The sequence below is a fragment of the Streptomyces arenae genome (assembly GCF_022343545.1).
GTDB lineage: Bacteria > Actinomycetota > Actinomycetes > Streptomycetales > Streptomycetaceae > Streptomyces > Streptomyces humi.
In genome coordinates, this window is sequence record NZ_JAKQYH010000072.1 from 13328 (window position 1) to 35472 (window position 22145).

The following is a 22145-nucleotide window of genomic DNA, read 5'->3' on the forward strand; positions in this document are numbered from 1 at the left end:
CGCGGCCTCCCCCGTCGTGCTCATATCAGCATCCTGGGTGATGCTGGTGATGCCGTGCAACGGGGTTTCCCAGGCCCGAAACCGCCGGTAACGGCCGGAAACACTGGAGGAAACGGAGATTACCGATCACGGACGTGCCGTTTGGCACCCTTGTGCGAATCCGCGTAGGGGTCTTGGGTGGGATGGACGATGCCGTCCCGAGCCACCCGCGGCCGGGACGGTGGCATGGTGGAATCTCAGGAGGATCCCGACATGTCCGACTCAATATCCGCCGACGGCGACTGTACCGACGGGTCGGTGAGAACCGACTTCTCGGACGACCGCACCGCCGTCACCGAGGCCGAGGTGGAGGCCCTGGTCAAGGGCATCTGCTTCAAGACCGGTCCGCCCCGCACCCTCGGTGTCGAAGTGGAATGGCTGGTCCACGAGCTGCGGCGACCGCAGCTCCCGGTGACACCCGAACGACTCGAAGCGGCCTACGCCGCACTGCGCACGGTGCCCCTGGGGTCGGCGCTCACCGTCGAACCCGGCGGCCAGCTGGAGCTCAGCTCGCCGCCCGCCGCCTCCCTGATGGAGTGCATAGGCACCGTCTCCGCCGACCTGGACGCCGTCCGTGGGGTCCTGGCCCAGCGGGGCCTCGGCCTCGTGGGCGCCGGTCACGACCCCTGGCACACGCCCCGTCGCTTCCTGCGCGAACCGCGCTACGACGCCATGGAGGCCTGCCTGGACCGCACCGGCACCGCGGGCCGCCACATGATGTGCGCCTCGGCCTCCGTACAGGTCTGCCTGGACGCCGGCCACGAGGAGCCCGGCCCGCTCGGGCACACGCGCCGCTGGTGGCTGGCCCACCAGCTGGGCCCGGTGCTGGTGGCCGCGTTCGCCAACAGCCCGCTGGTCGAGCGGCGGCCCACCGGCTGGGTCTCCACCCGGCAGCTGCTGTGGATGGAGATCGACGCGGGCCGCGCCGGCGCGCCCCCGCTGGACGGCGATCCCCGGGCGGCCTGGGCCCGGCACGTGCTCGACGCACCGGTGATGTGCGTACGACGGGACCGCGGCCCGTGGGAGGTGCCCGACGGACTCACCTTCCGGGAGTGGACCCGTTCCGGTTCGCCCACCACGGAGGATCTCGCGTACCACCTGACCACGCTGTTCCCGCCGGTCAGACCGCGCGGGCACCTGGAGCTGCGGATGATCGACGCGCAGCCCGGCGACGACGGGTGGATCGTGCCGCTGGCGGTGACGGCGGCGCTGTTCGACGACCCGCAGGCCGCCGAGACCGCGTACCGGGCGGTGAAACCGCTGGCCGAACGGGCGGAGTCGCGGCCCGCCCCGCACAACCCGCTGTGGCTCGACGCGGCCCGTACCGGGCTCGGCGACCCGGAGCTCCGGGAGGCGGCCGTCACCTGTTTCACGGCGGCGTCGCAGGCCCTCCCGCGGCTCGGCGCGACCCCCGAGGTCGTGGACGCCGTACACGGGTACCTGGAGCGGTACGTCCTGCGCGGCCGCAGCCCGGCCGACGACCTGCTGGACCGAGTGCGCGGCACGGCGGGCCGCGCCCAGGAGAGGGAACTCAGCGCATGACCGAGACCGAGACCGAGACCGACATCGATATCGAGACCCTGCGGGACCGGGCGCTTAGGTCCCTGACCACCGCCCGCGCCCGCACCGCGCTCCTCACCGACTGCGTCGAGGGGCCCGACCTCACCGCGCAGCACTCCCCGCTGATGTCCCCGCTGGTCTGGGACCTCGCGCACATCGGCAACCAGGAGGAGCTCTGGCTGCTGCGCAACGTGGGCGGCCGGGAGCCGATGCGCCCCGAGATCGACAGCCTCTACGACGCCTTCGAGCACCCGCGGTCCGAGCGGCCCTCGCTGCCGCTGCTGGCGCCCGACGAGGCCCGGCAGTACGCGGCGGAGGTGCGCGGCCGGGCGCTCGACCTGCTGGAGGGCACCGCGTTCACCGGCAGCCGGCTCACCGAGGCGGGCTTCGCGTTCGGGATGATCGCGCAACACGAACAGCAGCACGACGAGACGATGCTGATCACCCATCAGCTCCGCAAGGGCCCCCAGGCCCTCACCGCCCCCGACCCGGACCCGGTCCCGCCGTTCACCGGTCCGGCCGAAGTCCTGGTCCCCGGCGGGCCGTTCACCATGGGCACCTCCACCGAGCCCTGGGCGCTCGACAACGAACGCCCCGCGCACCGGCGGGAGGTGGCGTCCTTCTGGATCGACACGACCCCGGTCACCAACGCCCGGTACCTGGCGTTCATCGAGGACGGCGGCTACGAGCAGGAGCGCTGGTGGACGCCCGCCGGCTGGGCGCACATCCGCGAACACGCCATCCACGCCCCGCTGTTCTGGCAACGCGACAATGGCCAGTGGCTACGGCGCCGGTTCGGCGTGACGGAGGTCGTACCGCCCGAGGAGCCGGTGCTGCACGTGTCCTGGTACGAGGCGGACGCCTACGCCCGCTGGGCCGGGCGCCGGCTGCCCACCGAGGCCGAGTGGGAGAAGGCCGCCCGGCACGACCCGGTGGAGAACCGCTCACGCCGCTACCCGTGGGGCGACGCCGACCCGGGCCCGGCCCACGCCAACCTGGGCCAGCGCCATCTGCGGCCGGCTCCGGCGGGCAGCTACCCCGAGGGCGAGTCGGCGCTGGGCGTACGGCAGTTGATCGGCGACGTGTGGGAGTGGACGTCGAGCGACCTGCTCCCCTACCCCGGTTTCAGCGCCTTCCCGTACAAGGAGTACTCGGAGGTGTTCTTCGGGCCCGAGTACAAGGTGCTGCGCGGAGGTTCGTTCGCCGTGGACCCGGTGGCCTGCCGGGGCACCTTCCGCAACTGGGACTACCCGATCCGGCGGCAGATCTTCTCCGGCTTCCGCACCGCCCGGACCGCGGAGACCGACTGATGTGCCGCCACCTGGCCTGTCTGGGACCCGAGGAGCCGCTCGGCCGGCTCCTCGTGGATCCCGCGCACTCCCTGTACCGGCAGTCGTGGGCCCCGCGGCGGCAGCGGTACGGGACGGTCAACGCCGACGGTTTCGGGGTGGGCTGGTACGCCCCGGAGGATCCGCAGCCGGCCCGCTACCGGCGGGCCGGGCCGATCTGGGCCGACCAGTCCTTCGCCGACCTGGCGCGGGTGGTGCGCGCCGGCGCGCTGCTGGCCGCCGTCCGGGACGCGACGCTGGCCGGCGCGGACGCGGAGGCCGCGGCGGCGCCGTTCGCCGCCGGCCGCTGGCTCTTCAGCCACAACGGGGCGGTCCCCGACTGGCCGCGGTCCGTGGCGCCCCTGGCGCCCCTGCTGCCCCCGGCCGACCTGCTGGCGATGGAGGCCCGCACCGACTCGGCGTTCGTCTGGGCGCTGGTCCTGCACCGGCTGCGGTCCGGCACGGCGCCGGGCCCCGCCCTTGCCGAAACGGTTCTCCAGGTGGCCGAGGCCGCCCCCGCCGCCCGGCTCAACCTGCTGCTCACCGACGGCTCGACGATCGCCGCCACCGCCTGGGGCGACAGCCTCTTCTACCTCTCGGAACCCGGCCACCGCACCGTCGTCGCCTCCGAGCCGTACGACGACGACCCGCTCTGGCGGGAGGTCCCCGACCGCACGCTGCTCCTCGCGAGCCGCGCGGGCGTCGAGCTCGCTCCGGTCGAGCACGCCCGGGCCGAGGACCCGGCCTCCGTATCCCCTAAGGAGCCCTGTACGTGAGTCCCCTCCGTGTCACCCGCACCCTTCCCGAGGACGCGACGGACGCCGCGCTGCGCGCCGACGTCCTGAACGGCCTCACCGCCACCCCCAAGACGCTGCCGCCCAAGTGGTTCTACGACGCCCGGGGCAGCGAACTGTTCGAAGAGATCACCGAGTTGCCGGAGTACTACCCGACCCGGGCCGAGCGGGAGATCCTGACCGACCGGTCCGGTGAGATCGCCGCCGCGAGCGGTGCCCGCACGCTGGTGGAGCTGGGCTCGGGTTCCTCCGAGAAGACGCGGCTGCTCATCGACGCGCTCACCGCCCTGGAGGTGTACGTCCCGGTCGACGTCAGCGAGAGCGCGCTGACACAGGCCGGGCAGGCGCTCGTCGCGGAGCGGCCGGGGCTGACCGTGCACGCCCTGATCGCCGACTTCACCGGGCAGCTGGCGCTGCCGGAGACTCCCGGGCCCCGGCTGCTGGCCTTCCTCGGTGGCACGATCGGCAATCTGCTGCCCGCCGAGCGGGCCGTGTTCCTGGCCCGCATCCGCCGGCTGCTCGCGCCGGGCGACGCGCTGCTGCTCGGCACCGACCTGGTCAAGGACGAGGACGTGCTGGTCCGGGCGTACGACGACGCGGCGGGCGTGACGGCCGCGTTCAACAAGAACGTGCTGGCCGTCGTGGACCGGGAGCTGGACGCCGACTTCGACCCGGACGCCTTCGACCACGTCGCCCTGTGGGACGCGGAGCAGGAGTGGATCGAGATGCGGCTGCGCTCGCGGGTCGCGCAGACCGTGAAGGTGCCGGCGCTCGATCTCGCCGTGGACTTCGCGGCGGGCGAGGAGTTGCGCACTGAGGTGTCGGCGAAGTTCCGGCGGGACGGGGTGACCGCGGAACTGGCGGCGGCCGAGCTGGAGCTGACGCACTGGTGGACCGACTCGGAGGGGCGCTTCGCGCTGTCGCTGAGCGTCGCCCGCTGAGTCGGCTGTCCGCCCTGGCTCCGCTGTGAGTGCCGCACCACGTCGTCGGCCGTCCGCGGCGCCTTGGTGGCTCGTCGCGCAGTTCCTCCCCCAGCCTTCGGCCGGGGGTGCCCCCAGCGCCCCTACGGGGCAGTCAGCCGAGGTTCGGTGCGAGCAGTTCGGTGATCCGTCGGGAGGCGCGGCGGGCCTCGGTCGCGGGGTCCGCACCGCCTAGCACCTTCGTCATGTAGCCCTTGATCGGGTTGTCGGCCTCGACCGCCGGCCAGTCCGGGGTGTGGGGGGTCGCGCGTCCCCGCGCGGCCCCCGCCGCCATCGCGGCGACCCCCTGCTCCCCGGCGACCGCGCCGGCCAGCGTGGTCTTGTTGGGCACGTAGTTCATGGTGCGGGCCAGGTCGGTGTCCCATGTGGCGCCGGTCAGCGCACCGACCACGGCGGTGGCGTCGTAGGGCCGGTCGGTGTTCTGCGGCACCACGAGGTCGGAGCCGCCGGTGAAGACGGCGCCGGGGTGGTCGGCGGTGATGCCGGGGACCGGGAAGTAGCCGATCTTGTCCTTGAGTTCGGGGTTCTCCTGCACGACGGACTGGGCGAGACCCGGGACCGCGATGATCTGCGCGACCTTGCCGCCGGCGAACACCTGAGCCTGCGGCGGGTGTTCCTCGTCGGCGTCGGCGGGTCCCCGGCCGAGGGCCTGGAGCCGCCGGTAGAAGTCCATCCCGCGCAGCGCGGCCGGGCTGTCCAGGGTGCCCTTCCATTCGCCGTCGGTCTCCGCGGCGAGGTCGCCGCCCTCGTCCCAGACGAACCCGGAGAGGGTGTACCAGTCCTGTCCGGCGAGGTAGATCCCCTGGTTCGTGCCGGAGTCGAGCCGCTCGGTGTCGGCCAGCCACTGCGCGCGGGTCTTCGGCGGGGAGGTGATCCCGGCCTTGGCGAAGAGGTCCTTGCGGTAGATGACGACCCGGTTGGCGGCGTACCAGGGGATGCCGTACTGGCGGGAGTCGTCCCGGCCGGGTTCGGCGAGTCCGGGCAGCCAGTGCTCCTTGCCCCAGTCGCGCATCGACTCCAGCGTGAGGTCGGTGAGCCGGCCGTCCTCGACGTACTCCGGGACCTGGGTGTTGCCGACCTCGATGACGTCGGGTCCGGCACCGGAGCCGTCCTTCAGCGCGGCCTGGACCTTGTCCACGATCCCGGTCCACTGCTGGATGCGGATGTCGAGGCGGATGTCCTTGTGGGTGCGTTCGAAGTCCGCGGTGAACCGGTCCAGGAAGTCCTTCGAGGCGCTGTTCTGCATGAGCCACACCGTGACGGTGTGCCGCCCCTCCCCGCCGCCCGGCAGCACTCCACAGGCGCTCAGCAGGGCGGCGGACACACAGGCGAGGGCGAGGGGGCGACGACGTCTCACGGGGATCCTGTTCTGTCTTGCGGACAGCGAAGGGGCCCGGCGTGGGGGAACGAGCAGGGGTGCCCGTACGGGTGTACGGAGGATTTTGGTATGGACCAATGCGGAGGGTCAAGGGCTGTCGGCGGTCGGGAACCGATGGCTCGCGCTCCGCTTCCTGATGCGGCACGGTGGAGGGACCACGAGAGGAGCTTTTAGATGACGAACCACACCTACCGGGTCACCGAGATCGTCGGCACCTCGCACGAGGGCATCGACCAGGCCATCCGCAACGGTGTCGCCCGTGCCGGCCAGACCCTGCGCAACCTGGACTGGTTCGAGGTGACGCAGGTCAGGGGCCAGATCGAGAACGGGCAGATCGAGCACTACCAGGTGGGCCTGAAGGTGGGCTTCCGCATCGATGACGGGGAGTGAGGGCGTCGGCTCAGGTCCGCCCCTCCCCCTCCTGGGCCTGCTCCAGCGTGGCCGACCGGTCGGCCCAGCGGGCCCGTACGACGGTGAACCCGGCCCGTTCGGCGTCGTCGCACACCAGCTCGTCGTCGTCGACCAGGACCTGGACCGCGCGCCGTGCGGCGAGCCGGCGCAGGATCTCCAGCTTGGTGCGCCGGGCGGGCCTGCGGTCGGAGTCGCGCCGCATGTGCACGCGGCCCTCGGGCAGCCCGTGGGCGGCGAGCCAGTCCAGCGTGTCCCGGCGGCAGCGCTCGGGACGGCCGGTCAGGTAGACGATCTCGCACTCCGCCGCGCTCGCCACGGCCAGCGCGATCCCCTCGGCGAGCGGCGGATCGAGCGGCGCGGCGGAGAAGAACGCGTCCCAGTCCCGGGGCGCGCGCTCCAGGAACCGCTGCCGGTGCGCGGTGTCGGCGAGGGTGTTGTCGATGTCGAACACGGCGACCGGACGCTTGCTGTTCTCTGTCACCCGGCAAGCCTAGAACGGAGTGCCGGGCCCGTCCCCGGCGAGCGGGTGGTGCGAGCGGCGCCGGGAAACCTGGGGCCGCCCGGGTGTTGAACCGTGCTCTGGGACAACGCCGCCGCTTTCTACCGGCTCTCTGCCAGTCCCGAGGAGGCCGACGCCGCAGCGGACGACTGACGCGATCCGGCTTCCGGACCGGCCACACCACCCGAGGAGAGCGCCGGGTTATCGGCCTGTCGGGCCGAGGACCGCTGTCACGAGCCGACGCGCGTACGCGGCGTCGAGTCCGTCCGGGCGGAAGAGGATGCGGTACATCAGCGGGGCGACGACGCCGGCGCTCGTACGCCTGGTGGCCCCCGGTGCCCCGCAGGAGGCCGGCGGCATGGTCTTCTTCACGCTGACCGCCGTGGCCACGCTCACCGTGTGGATTCTGCGGCGCACGGCGCCGTACGCCGCCGCCACCGGCGGGAGCCTGGCCGTCGTTCCCGCCGCGGCCCTGACGCTGAGCGGTCTGCACGGCGCCGGCCTGCCCGCCATCGCCGCGGGCGCCGCCACCGAGCACTACGGGCTGCGCATCGCCGCCCATGCCTATGCCATCGCCGCCGCCCTGCTCGCCGTCGCGGCCCTGGCCGCACTCACCGTGTCAAGGGGCAGGACAGTCCACCACGCGCACAACGACTTTCCGTGACGAGACCCAGAGGACAGAACGATCATGAGCACTGCCCACCACAACCGCCCGGCCACCGACCTGACCGCCGCCCCCTCCTGGACCGTGGGCGACGTCACCGTCCACCGCATCGACGAGGTTCTCCTGCCGCCCGCCACCGGACCGTGGTTGCTGCCCGACGCCACCCCGGACCTCGTCGCCGCGCAGGACTGGCTGCGTCCCCACTTCGCCGACGACGAGGGCACCCTCCGCATCGACAGCCACAGCTTCGCGTTCACCCTCGGCGGCCTGCGCATCCTGGTCGACACCGGCATCGGCAACGGCAAGGAGCGGGCCAATCCCGCCTGGCATGGGCTGGACACCGACTACCTTCGGGACCTCACCGCCGCCGGATTCCCCCCGGACTCGGTCGACCTGGTGATCCTCACCCACCTGCACGCCGACCACGTCGGCTGGAACACACGGGAGGTGGACGGCGACTGGGTGCCCACCTTCCCCCACGCCCGTTACCTGACCTCCCGCACCGAGCGGGAGTTCTGGGCCGGGTACGACATGGACGAGGCACGCGAGCAGATGTTCCGCGACTCCGTGATCCCGGTCGAGGAGGCGGGACTGCTCGACCTCGTCGACGTCCCCGCCGAGGGCATCGACGTAACCCCCGGCCTGCGCCTGCTCCCCACCCCCGGCCACACCCCCGGCCACGTCGCCGTCGAGCTGACCAGCCACGGCCGGACGGCTCTGATCACCGGCGACTGCATCCACCACCCCGTCCAGCTCGCCCACCCGGCCATCGGTGCCTGCGTCGACATCGACCCAGAGCAGTCCGAGACCTCACGCCTACAGCTGATCGCCTCACTCGCCGACACGGACACCCTCGTCCTGGGCACCCACTTCGCACCGCCCACGGCCGGCCGCGTCGTCTCCCATGAGGGCGGCTACCGACTCTCGCCCGTCCCCGCCGGCTCGCACTGACCCGGCGGAGGTCCGGGCGGTGTCCATCAGGGGAGCGTTATCCGCTTGTCGAGTGGCGCGTCTTCGCGGTGCCTCGGCTCGGCCGGGCAGGCGCCGAGCAGGTTGCTGGATTCGCCCTCGCTGCGAAGGCGGAGTGACCTGGAAGTTCCGCTCGGGAGCCCAGCGGCGGGAGATGCCGGACCAGTGCGGCACATGGTCCACCGTGCAGTGGCGGGACGCCGGAGTCGTCGAGGCGCTGCTGGAGGGCGTGATCGCCGATGCGGCCCAGCGGCACCCGTCACGGGGCCCAGAACTACGTGCCCGGGACAGCAAGCATGCGCCTACGAACCTTGATCCTTGCTGGGGGCGACCGGAAAGGATGCCTCGTCGCGGCCCGTGCCGTCGGTGATCCACCACCTGTCCTCGCCGAGAAGGGCCAGTTCCGCGCGGCCGTCGCCGTCCCAGTCATGGACGGCGAAGAGCGTGCCGCCGTCGGGGCCTTCGTCACCCGGCACGGACCGCTCGGTGGAGCGCCAGGGCTTCGATCCGAGCCCGTGCTCGGAGCCGCCCCGCAGCACCTCGATCCGCGCGTCCCCCGCCTCCTTCTTCTTGGTGAGCTGTACGGCCAGGTCGTCGCAGCCATCGCCGTTGAAGTCCCCGACCGCGAGCCTGGCGCCGAAGCCCTCCTTGAAGTCGCCGCCCTCCATGGTGACCCACTTCCCCGGCTCCTTCCCGTAGCGGACGCTGACCTGGCCACGCCGGTGGGGTGTGTCGACCTCGTCGTAGCTGTCGACGAAGCTCCGCCCCATGGCGATGTCCTGGCGCCCGTCACCGTCGAAGTCGCCGAAGACGACGTTCTCGCCCTCCGGCAGCCGCTCGGGTTCCTTGCTCAGGCCGTCGGCGGTACGGGCGCCCCCTGTGAACAGCAGGGGCGGATCCCACGGAGAGCCGTAGAGCGCGAGATCGGTGGCGCGGTCGTCGTTCGCGTCCCCGGCGACCAGCACGGGTGACGCACCCTCGTGGACCGGGCTGGGGATCTCCACGGTCCGGACCGGGACACCGGAGCGCTTGAACGGTCCCTTGAGGACAACCAGTTCCCGAGCCTCGTTCGAGTCCCTGAACACCGCGAGGTCGGTGTGGCTGTCCCCGTCGAAGTCGCCGGCGACCGGCGCGGTGCTGTATCCGCTGCCCGGTAGCGGCACACGCCCGTGCGCTCCGCCGACCCGCGGTCCCTTGGGGCCTCCCCACAGGACCTGGGCGGCGCCGCTCACGACGAGGTCGGCGTGGCCGTCCTCATCCAGGTCGGCGACCGTGGGCTGCAACGGGTCGTCACCCGTCTGGACGTCGTGCGGCACACCGAGGTCGTCGTGGGCGAAGACGGTCGTGTGGTCGGGGTCAGGACCGTGCTCGGAACCGGGCACCACGAACAGGTCGAAGTTCTCCGTCTCGGAGATCTCGTGCACCAGGTCGACGAAGCCGTCCCCGTCGAGGTCGGGGGTCGCGGGCGTGGCCTCGCGCGCCGAACCGACGGCCCGGCAGGGGCTGTTGGGGACCGTAAGCGCGCCGCCGGACGGCCGAATGACGAGGAACGCCAGCACCGCCACCACTACGAGGGAGGCCGCCACGGCGTGCGACATGCGCAAGTGGCGGAAGAACGGACCGCCTGCTGTCGGAAAGTGCATCAGCCCACTTCACGGGCGTGGACGCGGCCCGCACAAGGAAGCAGATCATTTCGTTACGGGGGTGATGCGCGACGGTCCTGCCATCGCCCGGGGTACCGGGTGCCGTCGCGGCACTCAGCCGGCACGTCGACTTCAGCACGCCACCGCTGTTCGAAGCGTACAGGCGGAGCGGAGGGAGAGACACGCCAGGCGACGGTCTCCCCCGGTGAGCCGCCAGGGCGCCGACATGAGCCTGACTCCCGCCCCGGCGCCCGCCCCGCCGCCCCTGCCAGCCGCCACCGTATGACGGGTGCTGGCGGCGACGTCGTGCGATGTCGGCTCCACCAACCTCCACCAGCCACCGAGGCGTCGGCCCGTGCCCGGCCGCCCGGCCTGATCGGCTCCTGCGGCGCGGCCATCTCCATGCCGAGTCCCTTCCGGCGCGCGAGCGACCGCGACGGCACGTCGTCACCACCACGATGGACACCTACAGCGAGGCGTCCGCCTCTCCGGGGCGGACGGCGTCGGAGCGCAGGCCGGCGGCCGGGCGGTCGCCGCGCGTCGTCAGCAGTCCGAGCAGCGCGACGATGACGATCGTCGCGCCGAGGCTGACCCAGCCGAACCCCAGGCCCAGGCCGTCCTGACGGGACGAGGACAGCCAGTCGGTGATCGACGCGCCGAGCGGGCGGGTGATGACGTAGGCCGACCAGAACGCGGTAACGGTGCCCAGCCCCGCCCAGCGGTGCGCGGCGGCCGGGACTGCGATGGCGATGGCGAACACCACGATCGAACCCAGGTACCCCAGGTGCAGCATGTCGGCTGTCAGATCGCCGGCGACAGTGCCGAGGACGAAGGTGGTCGTCACCATCGACCAGTAGAAGCGTTCCCGGCGCGGCGTGGTGATGCTGTGCACATCCAGGGTCTTCTCCCGGGCGTACCACAGGACGAAGATGACGGCCAGCACGATCGAGAACCCCACCGTCGTCACCGGGTACGGAAGGCCGACCAGGAAGGTGAGGGCATCGGCCACCATGGTGCCGAAGACGGCCACCATGGTCACGGCCGGCCAGTAGATCCAGAGGTGGTAGCGGTCGCTGCGGAACTGGACGATCAACGCGATCGCCAACGCGGTCGCGCCCGAGCCCAGGGCGAGTCCCGGATTCAGGTGGCCGACAAGGAAATCCGAGAAGGTCTCGCCCATCCCGGTGGTGAGGATCTTGACGACCCAGAACAGGGCCGTGATTTCCGGGACCTTGACGGCGAGCCGTCCCCCGGACGCGGCGGCAGATGTCCGAGCGCCGGGCGCTGCACTACGCATGATGATCCGTTCTCTCTGCACAGTCGCTGGCAAGAAGGGCACACAGCGAGCGGTGACGTCCACAGGGGACGATGGTGGTGTGGCCTGGCCGATACCGAAGACGCGCTCGGCCGTGCGGTGGCGGATCACGGCGGTCGGCCGTCGGGCAACGGACGAGATCCGCTGGAAGGCGGACCCGCGCCCAGAGGGTGCTTCGGTGTTCGACTGGGTGATCGCCCGTCAGCAGACTTTCGTGGCCGGCGCCCACTCGGAGACGAGCACGACGCAGTGCAGCGGAAACCCACTGATGGACGCACCGCCAGGCGAGGGTCGATGGTCAGTCCCGCGACGCGGTACCGGTGCACCGCGCGTCGAGTCGGACGGTGACGGTGGTGCCGACGCCCACGGTGGACTCCACCGAAACCTGACCGTGGTGGGCATGGATGATCGCCTCCACGATGGCCAGGCCCAGGCCGGAACCGCCGTAGGCGCGGCTGCGGCTGGCCTCGGCACGCCAGAAGCGCTCGAAGACGCGCGGCAGGTCCTGAGGTGCGATGCCGGGGCCGTCGTCGGCCACCTCGACCTGGACGCGTCCGGGGGTGGTGGTGACGGCGACCTGCACGGCGGTCTGTGCCGGGGTGTGCTGGACAGCGTTGCCGACGAGGTTGCGCAGCACCTGCTGAAGGCGGGCGGTATCGCCGGTCACCTGGGCGGGTCCACCGGCGGTCAGCGTGATGCTGCGGTCGGGGTAGATGACCTGCGCGTCCTCCACCACACTGGCGGCAAGCGCGGTCAGATCGAGAGGGTCCTGCTCGATAGGCCTGCCGGCGTCGAGGCGGGCGAGCAGCGAGAGGTCCTCGACCAGCAACCGCATGCGGCCGACCTCGTTCTCGATGTGGCCGAGGGCGGTCTCCAGCCGCGGCCCGGTGAGTCCGCCCTGGCGGTGCAGGTCGAGCCAGCCGGAGATGGTGGACAGCGGAGTGCGGAGTTCGTGCGAGGTGTCCGCGGCCAGCGAGCGGACGGTGGCCTCTGCGCGGGCCTGTGCGTCGAAGGCCCGGTTGACGGCTTCGGCCAACTGGTCGGTCTCGCTGCGGTTTCCCCGAGTGGGAAGGCGTTCGGTCAGGTGTCCTTCGGCGATGGCGTCGGCGCTGTCGGCCATCTTGGCCAGCGGCCGCATGCCCAGCCGTAGCACGAGGACGGCGAGGGCGAGCAGCAGGACCAGAGCGCCGGCGACGATGGCCAGTTGGCGGGCGATCAGGGCGTCGGTGGTGGAGTCGTCGACGGAGGTGTCGATGGCCAGGATGAACGCGGCCGGCTTCACGGATTCGCCCGCCTTCTCCAGGGTGATGCCGGGGCTGGGGATGCGGATGGCGCTGAGGTCGTCCAGGCCCTCGACGTTGTCGTAAGCGACGACGCGACCCACGGGGACGGCGGCGGTGACGCGTACCAGCGCTTGGGGGGCCAGGTCGGCCGCTCCGGTGGACAGCAGGATCCGGTCGTGCCCGTCGACGGCGATGCTGCCCAGCGGCGGGCCCACCAGGGCGGAGAGCTGGTCGCCGTTGGCGACCTGGGGACCCTGCGCGATGACGGCCCGCATACGGGCGGCGGTGTCCTGCAGGGTGCGGGCGTAGCGTTTGTGGAGGAAGTCCTCCAGCAGCAGCGCGCTGGTCACCGAGCTGGCCGTCAGCCCGGCCACGAGCAGGATGGCGAGTCCGGCCAGGATGCGCAGTCGGACGCTGGCGCGGGACAAGTGCAGGCGGCCGTGGAGGCCGGCAAGGTTCATCGGGCGGCCTGCTGTCGGAGGGTGTAGCCGACGCCGCGCACGGTGTGCAGCAGCGGGGTGCGGCCGTGGTCGATCTTGCGGCGGAGGTTGGAGACGAAGCGTTCGACGACGACCGAGTCGCCGCCGAAGTCGTACTGCCAGACGGCTTCGAGAATCTGCGATCGGGACAGCACCTGGTTCTGGTGGGACATGAGGTGGTGCAGGAGCCGGTACTCGGTGGGCGACAGGTCGATGACGTCGCCGCCGCGGCGCACCTCGTGGCGCAGGTCGTCGATCAGCAGGTCGGCGCAGCACAGTGTCGACTCCTCCGCGGTGGGCGGGCCGCCTCGGGCCCGGCGGAGCAGGGCCTGGAGGCGGGCGCCGACCTCGACGACGCTGAACGGCTTGGTGACGTAGTCGTCGCCGCCCAGGCGCAGGCCGCGAACCCGGTCCTCCACCGCGTCACGTGCGGTGAGGAACAGCACGGGGACCGTGATGCCCTGTTCCCGCAGAAGCTGAAGGATTTCGAAGCCGTCCGCCCCGGGGAGCATGACGTCCAGGACGATGACGTCGGGCGAGCGGCGGGCGACCTGGGCCAGCGCCTCGGTCAGGTCGCCCGCCACGTCCACGGTGAATCCGGCGAAAGTGAGCGCGGAGATCAGCAACTGCCGGATACCGGGGTCGTCGTCGATGACCAGGACGCTGTCGGGTCCTTGGCCGGCGTCGACAGGGACATCCCTGACACTCATCTGCGCTCCTTGAGTGGGGACGGCGGCCTCCCGCTCCCCCATATCGGCGGAATTGTTCACCGTGCCACGGACTCGCTCTCCCGACGGGACCCGCCGAGTGCTGTCGCGGGCACCTCGTCGAGCTTGACGTTGTCGCCTTCGACATCCAGGCGCGGCAGGATGCGGTCCAGGCGGCGCGGGATCCGCCAGGCGCGGTCGCCGAGCAGAGCGAGGACCGCGGGCACGAGGGTCATCCGGACCAGGAACGCGTCGACCAGGACACCGAAAGCGAGTGCGAAGGCGATCGGCATGACGTCGGGGTCCTCGCCGAACAAGAAGGCGACGAAGACCGTGATCATGATCAGGGCGGCGGAGGTGACAACCCGTGAGGCGTTGCGTGCTCCGACGGCGATCGCACGGAGGGCGTCCTTGCGACGGCCGTAGTCCTCGCGCATCGCGGAAACGAGGAACACCTCGTAGTCCATGGCCAGGCCGAAGAGCACTGCCATGACGATGATGGGGGCGAAGCTGGCGACCGGGCCGAGACTGGGCACGCCCAGCAGTCCGGACAGCCACCCCCACTGGAAGACGGCGACGGTCGCGCCGAAGGCCGCGCCGACCGAGAGCAGGAATCCGACGGTGGCCTTGACGGGGATGGCGATGGACCGGAAGGCGATCATCAACAGCAGCAGGGACAGGCCCACGACGACGACTGCGAACGGGATCAGCGCGCCGCTGAGCTTGGTGGAGACATCGATACTGACGGCGGTCTGGCCGGTGACGGCAACATAGCCGCCGCCCTGCCGGGCGATTGGTGCGGTGGCCGTGTCCAGACGGGAGACCAGCTCGCTGGTGGCCTGACTGCGCGGGCCGGTGGTCGGGGTGACCCGGATACGCGCGGCCGCCCGGTCCTTCGCGATGTCGATCCCGCTGATGTCCGCGATGCCGTGTACGTCATGGAGTTTCTTCTCCACCGCCGTGGCTGTGGCCGTGGCGTTGTCGCCCTCGACCAGGACAATCAGCGGGCCGTTGGCGCCGGGGCCGAAGGCACCGCTGATCATGTCGTACGCCTGGCGGGTGGACGTCGACTTCGACCACGACCCGTCGTCGGTCAGGGCCGTCTCCAGTTGCAGAGCGGGCGCGGCGATCGCCAGGAGCCCGACGGTCACGACGATCAGGTTGCGCACCGGGTGCCGCAGAACACCGCCCACCCACCTCGTGCCCATGGTCGCCTTGTCCGGGTGGGCGGTACGGGCCGCCCGAGAGCCCGGCTTGGGAATGAGCCTGCGCCCGAAGGCGGCCAGCAGGGCGGGCAGCAGTGTCAGCGCCATGATCACGGCCATCGCGACGGCGCCCGCCGAGGCCAGGCCCATGGAGGTCAGCATCGGCACACCGGCGACCGACAGCCCGGCCAGGGCGACGAGCACGGTCGCCCCTGCGAACACGACCGCGCTGCCCGCGGTCGCGGTGGCCCTCGCCACCGATTCCCTGACGGGCGTGCCCACTGCGAGCTGCGACCGGTGACGCGAGACGATGAACAGCGCGTAGTCGATGCCGACCGCAAGACCGAGCATGATCGCCAGGGTGGGGGCGTTCTTGGAGATTCCGACCACTGAGGACAGACCCGAGATCGCCATCATGCTGCCGACCACGCCGAAGACAGCGGTGAGCAGCGGCATCCCGGCCGCCAGCATCGAACCGAAGGTGATGAACAGGATCGCCAGGGCGACGAGAATGCCGATCAGCTCGGTCGCCGGGGACGTCGACGGCGCGAAGGCGTCACCGCCGTACACCACCGTCAGACCGGCCTTCTCCGCGGAGGCTCCGGTGGCCTTCAGAGCGTCCAGCGTGCCGGCCGGGACGTCGCTGTCCTTGGCCGTCGTGAAGGTCACGTCGGCGACCGCGGTCCGGCCGTCCGCCGAGACCGGACCGGCCTTGAAGGGATCGCCGACCGAGGTCACACCGCTGACGTGACCGGCCGCCGTGAGGCCGCTCTGCAACGGTTGCCGCAGCGCTGGCTCGGTCAGCCTGTGACCGGGCGGCGCCTGGAAGACGACCTGCGCGGACTGCTTGTCCGGGTCCGGCCAGTGCTGCTCCATCTTCGTCAGCGCGGTCTGCGCCGGGGAACCGGGGATGGAATCGGTGTTCTGGAACGAGCCGGGGAACAGCAGTCCCAGGCCGACGATGGCGGCCAGGGCGACCAGCCATCCGATCAGCATCGTGCGCCACCGGCGGGCACCGAAAGCGCCCAGCCGGTACAGGAACGTAGCCATGAACAAATCTCTCATCAAGTGGTGGAAGCGACATGACTGATGCTGGTCGGGACACTTGACGGCCGACGCACCCTGTGCCTGACGGTTCCTTGACGGTTCGGGCGAGGCGGCGCGGCGCGTTCGCCGACGCCTGCGAACGCGCCGGGGAAGGAGTATGAGCGCGGTCGGCCGACCGCTGCCGCCCTCAGCGCCTGATGCCTGCACCCAGCCTCGCCGTCAGCACACCATGAGGCGTCGTCGGGTCGCTGACGACTCCGTCCTTGTGTGGTGCGGATGTTCCGCGGCCGGGGCAGGCTGAGGGCTTCGGCGGCCTCTTCCGATGTGGCCATCCGGCCGAGTGGGGTGATCGCCTCCTGCATCGAGATCAAGTCGGTGCCGGCCGCCACCCTTTCGAAGCCGGGTGTACGGGTCGGGCCGGGGCAGACGGCGTTGACGCGGATGTTGTGCGGCGCGTAGTCCACGGCGGCGACCTTGGTGAGCCCGACGATGCCGTGCTTGGCGGCCACATAGGCGGGGGCGGTCGGGATCGCGTACAGGCCGCCGTTGGAGGCGACGTTGACGATCGCGCCGCCGCCGCGGCCGCGCAGGGCGGGCAGCTCGTGCTTCATGCAGAGGAAGGTCCCGCCCAGGTTGACGTGGGTCACGCGCTCGAACTCCTCCAGCGGCATCTGGTCGAGCTGCCGGTGGTGCGAGTCCAGGCCGGCGTTGTTCACGGCGAAGTCGAGGCCGCCGTACGTCTCGACCGTGCGTTCGACGGCCGTCCGCACCGCGTATTGATGTCGGTGACGGTGACGGTGGCGCCCTGCTGGGCCAGCTCGATCGCCGTCGCGCGGCCGATTCCGCTTCCAGCGCCCGTCACGAGTCCGATTTTTCCTGAGAAGTTGCTCATGATGACCTTCCGATGCAGTTACTCGCACCAGGCGATGCCTGATTCGCCCAGGTGACCTTGTGAGGGGCAACCCCCTGTCACGCGCCGGTGCCGGGCACGGCCGTCCACACAACCGCGATCGCGGTTGCCGATGGTGGTTCGCTCCCGCCCTGGGGACAACGGGGGTTGCCGCGTCAACCGATGACTAACTCAGTGGGACGACGATTCCGGCACCGTGCCGGCCCGTCTCGGCCTCGTCCAGCAACAAGGAGGCCAGCGTGACCCGGGAGATTCGGGGCGGCAGCAGCGGACGCCGCAGGTCCGCCAGCGGCACGATGTGGCGGGTAGGACTGAGCGGGCCATCGGTGACGTCCGGGGCGTGGAAGACCGTAGCGCCGGCATCCAGGGCGATCTGGTCGGCCTCGGCCTTCTCGGCCAGCTCCGAGCCGACGAACATCCGCATCACCCCCGCATAGATCAGCCCACCCGATCGACTCGACACGCCCGAGCCCAGTGCGCCGAGCCATACCGTCGTGCGAACGTTCGCCGCCGCGAGCACCCTGGCCCCGGCGACCAGTGCGCCCGGGCCGTCACCCTTACCGATACCGATGGCAGAGACGGCCACGTCGACGTCGGTCAGGTCGGGGAAGCTCTGCGGGACGGTGACATCCGCCTTCCGGACCTCGACCTGCCGCGACGCGGGCACGGTGACCTTGGCCGGCGCCCGAACCAGGGCCACGACCTCGTGTCCCCGTTCCAGCGCTTTGTCGACGAGCGCGCTGCCGGTCCGCCCTGACGCTCCGAGTACGGCTATGCGCATGATCATTCACCCTTTAACTGAACAACTGTTGGTTACTTGAGTAAACAACCGTTGGTTAGTGATGTCAAGGCGCGAGCTGCCTGTACGGTGAACATCTGTTGCTCAACTGTTCGCACCGGTCAGAAAAGGGCGAAGATGTCGTCTCAGGAGCGCTCCGCTCCCCGTCGCCGCAATCCACGGGGGCAGGGGCAGGTTCTCAAGGCCCAGCTCGTGGACGCCGCGGCGAGGCTGCTGGCCACCCTTGATCAGCCGGAGACGCTGACGCTGCGGCAGGTGGCGCGTGAGGTCGGGGTGGCACCTGCCAGCATCTACAGCCACTTCCCCGACCTGAGCGCATTGATCCAGCACGTGCTGCGGCTGCGCTACGAAGAACTGGCCCGTCTGATGGACCAGGCCGCGCAGTCGGCCCCGGATCCACTGGCCGACCTCGTCGCCCGGTGCGCGGCCTACGTGCGCTGGGGAGTCGACCAGCCCGGCCATTACCGCACTCTCTTCGGCGGACGGATGCCGGAGGACCTTGTCCCCGGATCAGCGCACGGCGCCGGGGCCGAACCGCTCGAGGCCGTCGTGACCTCCCTGGCGGCCGCCGCCCAGGGGGAGCGCAGGCAGCCCTCGGCGGAGCAGCAGTGGCAGGCCGGCCTCATGCTCTGGACCGCGCTGCACGGCCTGGTCAGCCTCTACAACGACCACGGGAACCTTCCCTGGCCACCCCTGGACGACCTGATCGCCGACCTGCTCAGCCTGCACACAGCCCGCCCAGCAGACGAGATCGCGGCCCTCCTGCCCCAGCGCGGGGATGACCCGGACTCGGCCCCGGACTCCCTCTGACAGCTGATCACACGCCACCTCGCCGTCGACCCGACGGCGAGCGGCCGGCGCCGCCAGATCGCGGTGCAGACGACGCGGTCAGCGTGGTGCTCAAAATCTGGGCCCTACTGCGATCGATGAGGTGGGCGGGCCATGGCCGCTGGGTTGGCGATGCGGTCGAAATCCTCGGCGCTGATGGAGCCGGAGTCCAGTGCGGCCTCACGCAGGGTGGTGCCTTCCTCGTCGGCCTTGTGCGCGATGGCCGAGGCCTTGTCGTAGCCGATGACTGGGGAGAGCGCGGTGACCAGCATGAGGGACCGGTCGACGTAGGAGTCGATTTGGTCGCGGTGGAGCTGGGCGCCCTCGATGCAGTACTGGCGCAAGTTGGCGCAGGCGTCGGTGAGGATGGTGGCCGCGTGCAGGAAGTTGTTGACGATGACCGGGCGCATGGCGTTGAGCTCGAAGTTGCCCTGCGAGGCGGCGAAGGCGACGGCAGCGTCTTCGGAGAGAACCTGGAGGCAGACCATGACCATCGCCTCGCACTGGGTCGGATTGACCTTGCCCGGCATGATCGAGGATCCCGGCTCGTTGGCGGGGAGGATCAGTTCGCCCAGGCCGCAGCGGGGTCCTGAGGCCAGCCACCGGATGTCATTGGCGATCTTCATCAGCGGCACGGCGAGGGCACGCAGGCCGGAGGAGGCGCCGGCCATGGCATCCAGGCCCCCCTGGGCGGCGAACTTGTTCTCCGCGGTGCGGAAGGGGTAGCCGGTCGCGGCGGCGATCTCGCCGGCGATCTGCTCCCCGAAGCCGGGTGGGGCGTTCAGCCCGGTGCCGACTGCGGTGCCGCCCGCGGCGAGCTCGTACAGGCCCTCGGCGGAGGCGGTGACTCGGTCGACCGCTTGTGTCAGTTGGTGGGCGTAGCCGGACCACTCCTGTCCGACGGTGAGCGGGACCGCATCCTCCAGATGGGTGCGGCCGATCTTCACCACGTCGCGCCACTGCTCCGCCTTGGCCTCGATCGCCCGCTGAAGCGCCTGCACGCTGGGCAGCAGGTGCTCGTGGACCGCCTTGACCGCGGCGACGTGCATGGCCGTGGGGAAGGTGTCGTTGGAGGACTGCCCCATGTTGACGTGGTCGTTGGGGTGGATCGGGGACTTGCTGCCCAGCTCGCCGCCGACCAGCTGGATCGCCCGGTTGCTGATCACCTCGTTGGTGTTCATGTTGGACTGCGTCCCGGACCCGGTCTGCCACACATACAGCGGGAAGTGGTCGTCGAGCTTGCCCGCGATGACCTCGTCGGCGACCTTTTCGATCAGGTCGGCCTTCCAGGCAGGGAGCCGCCCGGCCCGCCCGTTGAGGATCGCGGCCGCCTTCTTGACGTGGCCGTAGGCGTGGTAGACCGCCTTGGGCATCCGGTCGTCCCCGATGGAGAAGTGGATCAGGGACCGCTGTGTCTGGGCACCCCAGTACCGGTCCGCCGGTACGTCGATCGCGCCCATCGAGTCCGTCTCCCGCCGGGTTCCGGTCGCGTCCAGACCAATGGGCACGTCGAGAACCTCCGGGGTGTCCTCGTCCTTGCCCGCGCCCGACTGCCGCGCGCTCATGCCGTCGCTCCGTTGCCGTAGACGGGCTCCCACATGGCTTGGCGGACGGCCTGGCCGGGATCGGCCGGCGCGCTGGTGGCGACGCTGTCGCTGACCGCCGCTTCGACCACCGCCGCTGCGGTGATCGCGGAGGACTTGCGCAGGTCCTCCACCGGCGGCAGCAGGGAGGCGCCCGGTGCGCTTACGTCGACCTGGTCGGCCACCGCCCGGGCAGCTGCGAGCAGCATCCCATCGGTCACCTTCGATGCGCCGGAAACGACCGTACCCAGGCCCAGACCGGGATACAGCAGCGCGTTGTTGGCCTGCGCGATCTCGTAGGTCACCCCGTCGTGCTCGACGGGTGGGACGGGGATTCCGACGGCGACCAGGGCCTTGCCCTTCGACCAGGCGATGACGTCGGCCGGCATGGCCTCGATGCGCGAGGTCGGGTTGGACAGCGGGAGGATGATCGGACGCTCGGTGCCCTCGGCCATGGCCTCGACGACCTCACGGGTGAACGCCCCGTCCACGGTGGAGGTGCCCAGCAGGATCGTCGGCTTGACCTGCTTGACGGTTTCCAGCAGGGAGATCCCGCCGTCGTCCTTCGGCCAGTCGGCGACCTCCGACGGATCGCGCGCGTAGGGCTGCTGGAAGTCACGCAGGTCACTTGTGTCGCGGGTGAGCAGGCCCGGCTTGTCGATCAGCCAGACCTGGGCCGTGGCCTGCTGGCGGCTCGCACCGTCACGAACCATGGCATCGCGCAGCTGGTCGGCGATGCCCACCCCGGCGGTGCCCGCGCCGAAGACCACCAGCTTCTGCTCTCGCATCGGCACATCGCTGACCTTGATGGCCGACAGGACCGCGGCCAGGGTGATCGCACCGGTGCCCTGCATGTCGTCGTTGAAGATTCGGTAGCCGCCGTAGGTCTCCAGGATCCGCCGGGCGTTGCTGGGGCCGAAGTCCTCGAAGTGCAGCAGCGCACGCGGGAACAGCGCCGAGACCGTCCGCAGGTACGTCTCGATGAACGCGTCGTAGTCGGCGCCCCGGACCCTGGGGTGCCGGTTGCCCAGGTACAGCGGGTCCTTCAGCAGCGCCTCGCGGTCCGTTCCCACATCCAGTGACACGGGGATGACGCGGGCCGGGTCGATGCCGGCTGCCGCGGAGTAGACCGCCAGCTTGCCGGCCGCGATCTGAATGCCGCCCACGCCCCAGTCTCCGATGCCCAGGATCTGCTCCGCGTCGCTGCACACGATCAGGTCCACGTCCTCGGGCCCGAGTTGGAGCGTGGCGAAGGCCTTCTCGATGTCCTCGGGCCGGTCGATGGACAAGAAGACGCCACGCGGGCGGCGGTACTCATGGGAGTACTTCTCGATCGCCTCGCCCACCGTGGGGTCGTACACGACCGGCAACAACTCCACCAGGTGATCGGTGAGCACCTTGTAGTACAGAGTCTGGTTGCGGTCGTGCAGCTGCTCCAGATACACGTTCTTGGCCAGGTCACCGTCCTGAGCCTGCAGCTGCTGGTATGCGCGCTGCGCCTGCTGCTCCAGCGTCAGTACCGCGGACGGCAGGCGCCCGGTCAGGCCCAGCTCGTCCCGGTCCGCTTGCGTGAACCCCACCCCCCGGTTGCGGAGTGGATCAGTCAGGACGCCTGGAGTGGCCGGAGTCCGCGCGGTGTGCTTGGTCATCACTGCCCTCCCTAGGGGGCGCGTGCATTCTGATTACCGCCCCGTGGGCCTGGACCGGGAGCATCAACCAGGTCC

The 22145-nt window shown here is 70.8% G+C and carries 18 protein-coding genes and 2 pseudogenes; 8 read left to right on the forward strand and 12 right to left on the reverse strand.

Features of this window, described 5'->3' with window-relative positions:
* Positions 1 to 252: 252 nt before the first annotated feature.
* From egtA to egtD, 4 genes are read left to right on the forward strand one after another with little or no spacing between them, the layout of a single operon-like run.
* On the forward strand, positions 253 to 1581 hold the full coding sequence (gene egtA, locus MB828_RS34285) for an ergothioneine biosynthesis glutamate--cysteine ligase EgtA (protein WP_133022615.1): 1329 nt from the start codon (positions 253 to 255) through the stop codon (positions 1579 to 1581).
* Positions 1578 to 2909 carry an ergothioneine biosynthesis protein EgtB gene (egtB, locus tag MB828_RS34290; RefSeq protein WP_301651580.1) on the forward strand — a complete coding sequence of 444 codons (1332 nt, stop codon included), beginning with the start codon at positions 1578 to 1580 and terminating at the stop codon, positions 2907 to 2909. The genes egtA and egtB overlap by 4 nt, the downstream gene beginning before the upstream one ends.
* Positions 2909 to 3703, forward strand: a complete 795-nt coding sequence (gene egtC, locus MB828_RS34295; RefSeq protein WP_301651581.1) for an ergothioneine biosynthesis protein EgtC — start codon at positions 2909 to 2911, stop codon at positions 3701 to 3703. Before egtB ends, egtC begins: the two co-directional genes overlap by 1 nt.
* On the forward strand, positions 3700 to 4662 hold the full coding sequence (egtD, locus tag MB828_RS34300; protein WP_301651582.1) for an L-histidine N(alpha)-methyltransferase: 963 nt from the start codon (positions 3700 to 3702) through the stop codon (positions 4660 to 4662). The genes egtC and egtD overlap by 4 nt, the downstream gene beginning before the upstream one ends.
* Positions 4663 to 4795: 133 nt before the next feature.
* On the opposite strand, the gene MB828_RS34305 is transcribed toward egtD, so the two are convergent.
* Entirely contained in the window at positions 4796 to 6058 is a 1263-nt protein-coding gene (locus MB828_RS34305; protein ID WP_301651583.1) for an extracellular solute-binding protein, read from the reverse strand.
* 195 nt (positions 6059 to 6253) lie between these two features.
* Here MB828_RS34305 and MB828_RS34310 point away from each other — a divergent pair, with 195 nt between their 5' ends.
* Positions 6254 to 6469 (forward strand): dodecin, encoded by a 216-nt coding sequence (locus tag MB828_RS34310; RefSeq protein ID WP_046734258.1) that lies wholly within the window; start codon positions 6254 to 6256, stop codon positions 6467 to 6469.
* Between the two features lie 10 nt (positions 6470 to 6479).
* On the opposite strand, the gene MB828_RS34315 is transcribed toward MB828_RS34310, so the two are convergent.
* Together MB828_RS34315 and MB828_RS34320 are read right to left on the reverse strand one after the other, a co-directional pair.
* On the reverse strand, positions 6480 to 6971 hold the full coding sequence (locus MB828_RS34315) for an LNS2 domain-containing protein (RefSeq protein WP_301651584.1): 492 nt from the start codon (positions 6969 to 6971) through the stop codon (positions 6480 to 6482).
* A gap of 219 nt (positions 6972 to 7190) precedes the next feature.
* Positions 7191 to 7295, reverse strand: a pseudogene (locus MB828_RS34320) (TetR family transcriptional regulator); the annotation flags it as partial.
* Here MB828_RS34320 and MB828_RS34325 point away from each other — a divergent pair.
* Together MB828_RS34325 and MB828_RS34330 are read left to right on the forward strand one after the other, a co-directional pair.
* Positions 7270 to 7653, forward strand: coding sequence for a hypothetical protein (locus MB828_RS34325; protein WP_301651789.1), 384 nt, complete (start codon positions 7270 to 7272; stop codon positions 7651 to 7653). The pseudogene MB828_RS34320 and the gene MB828_RS34325 sit on opposite strands and share 26 nt — an antisense overlap.
* A 24-nt stretch (positions 7654 to 7677) precedes the next feature.
* Positions 7678 to 8604 (forward strand): MBL fold metallo-hydrolase, encoded by a 927-nt coding sequence (locus tag MB828_RS34330; RefSeq protein WP_301651585.1) that lies wholly within the window; start codon positions 7678 to 7680, stop codon positions 8602 to 8604.
* A 320-nt stretch (positions 8605 to 8924) separates the two neighbouring features.
* Here MB828_RS34330 and MB828_RS34335 read toward each other — a convergent pair whose 3' ends face one another.
* The 7 genes and pseudogenes from MB828_RS34335 to MB828_RS34365 form a co-directional block, all read right to left on the reverse strand.
* Entirely contained in the window at positions 8925 to 10265 is a 1341-nt protein-coding gene (locus MB828_RS34335; RefSeq protein ID WP_430381472.1) for an FG-GAP repeat domain-containing protein, read from the reverse strand.
* 466 nt (positions 10266 to 10731) lie between these two features.
* The gene (locus MB828_RS34340; RefSeq protein ID WP_301651587.1) at positions 10732 to 11562 is read right to left on the reverse strand and encodes a COG4705 family protein; all 831 of its coding nucleotides are present in this window, start codon (positions 11560 to 11562) and stop codon (positions 10732 to 10734) included.
* Between the two features lie 316 nt (positions 11563 to 11878).
* On the reverse strand, positions 11879 to 13324 hold the full coding sequence (locus tag MB828_RS34345) for a sensor histidine kinase (RefSeq protein ID WP_301651588.1): 1446 nt from the start codon (positions 13322 to 13324) through the stop codon (positions 11879 to 11881).
* Positions 13321 to 14052, reverse strand: coding sequence for a response regulator transcription factor (locus MB828_RS34350; RefSeq protein ID WP_301651589.1), 732 nt, complete (start codon positions 14050 to 14052; stop codon positions 13321 to 13323). The genes MB828_RS34345 and MB828_RS34350 overlap by 4 nt, the downstream gene beginning before the upstream one ends.
* 56 nt (positions 14053 to 14108) lie before the next feature.
* Positions 14109 to 16304 (reverse strand): MMPL family transporter, encoded by a 2196-nt coding sequence (locus MB828_RS34355; RefSeq protein WP_301651590.1) that lies wholly within the window; start codon positions 16302 to 16304, stop codon positions 14109 to 14111.
* Positions 16305 to 16603: 299 nt separating this feature from the next.
* Positions 16604 to 17193, reverse strand: a pseudogene (locus tag MB828_RS34360) (SDR family NAD(P)-dependent oxidoreductase); the annotation flags it as partial.
* Between the two features lie 184 nt (positions 17194 to 17377).
* The gene (locus tag MB828_RS34365) at positions 17378 to 17998 is read right to left on the reverse strand and encodes an NAD(P)-dependent oxidoreductase (protein ID WP_301651591.1); all 621 of its coding nucleotides are present in this window, start codon (positions 17996 to 17998) and stop codon (positions 17378 to 17380) included.
* A gap of 129 nt (positions 17999 to 18127) precedes the next feature.
* Here MB828_RS34365 and MB828_RS34370 point away from each other — a divergent pair, with 129 nt between their 5' ends.
* Positions 18128 to 18820 carry a TetR/AcrR family transcriptional regulator gene (locus MB828_RS34370; RefSeq protein WP_301651592.1) on the forward strand — a complete coding sequence of 231 codons (693 nt, stop codon included), beginning with the start codon at positions 18128 to 18130 and terminating at the stop codon, positions 18818 to 18820.
* A gap of 104 nt (positions 18821 to 18924) precedes the next feature.
* Here MB828_RS34370 and fumC read toward each other — a convergent pair whose 3' ends face one another.
* Together fumC and MB828_RS34380 are read right to left on the reverse strand one after the other, a co-directional pair.
* On the reverse strand, positions 18925 to 20403 hold the full coding sequence (gene fumC, locus MB828_RS34375) for a class II fumarate hydratase (protein ID WP_301651593.1): 1479 nt from the start codon (positions 20401 to 20403) through the stop codon (positions 18925 to 18927).
* Positions 20400 to 22070, reverse strand: a complete 1671-nt coding sequence (locus tag MB828_RS34380; RefSeq protein ID WP_301651594.1) for an NAD-dependent malic enzyme — start codon at positions 22068 to 22070, stop codon at positions 20400 to 20402. Before MB828_RS34380 ends, fumC begins: the two co-directional genes overlap by 4 nt.
* Between the last annotated feature and the right edge of the window lie 75 nt (positions 22071 to 22145).